Raw genomic sequence first — 306 nt, 5'->3', positions numbered from 1 at the left:
ATTGATAACACTAATCCTGTGATTTCTGTTCAAGCTTCGAATTTAGAAGTACAATGTGATGGTGCTGGAAACACTGCTGCACTAAACGCTTGGTTGGCTTCAAATGGTGGTGCTTCAGCAACTGATGTTTGTTCTTCTGTAACTTGGAGTAACAACTTTACTTCAGTTTCTGATACTTGTGGAGCAACGGGTTCGGCTTCAGTAACTTTTACTGCTACTGATAATTGTGGAAATAGTTCTTCAACTACTGCTACATTTACTATCATTGATAACACTAATCCTGTGATTTCTGTTCAAGCTTCGAAT

At 38.2% G+C, this 306-nt stretch carries 1 protein-coding gene; it reads left to right on the top strand.

Annotation, left to right across the window (positions count from 1 at the left end; translation table 11 throughout):
* Positions 1 to 306, top strand: a 306-nt coding sequence (locus tag OJ995_RS10365; protein ID WP_264369351.1) for a hypothetical protein, incomplete at both ends; no start/stop codon positions are given.

Origin of the sequence: Flavobacterium lacisediminis, assembly GCF_025909975.1 — a bacterium.
In the GTDB taxonomy this organism is placed as follows: domain Bacteria; phylum Bacteroidota; class Bacteroidia; order Flavobacteriales; family Flavobacteriaceae; genus Flavobacterium; species Flavobacterium lacisediminis.
Note: the sequence above shows the minus strand (reverse complement) of the source record. Positions and strands in the feature narration are given on the sequence as shown.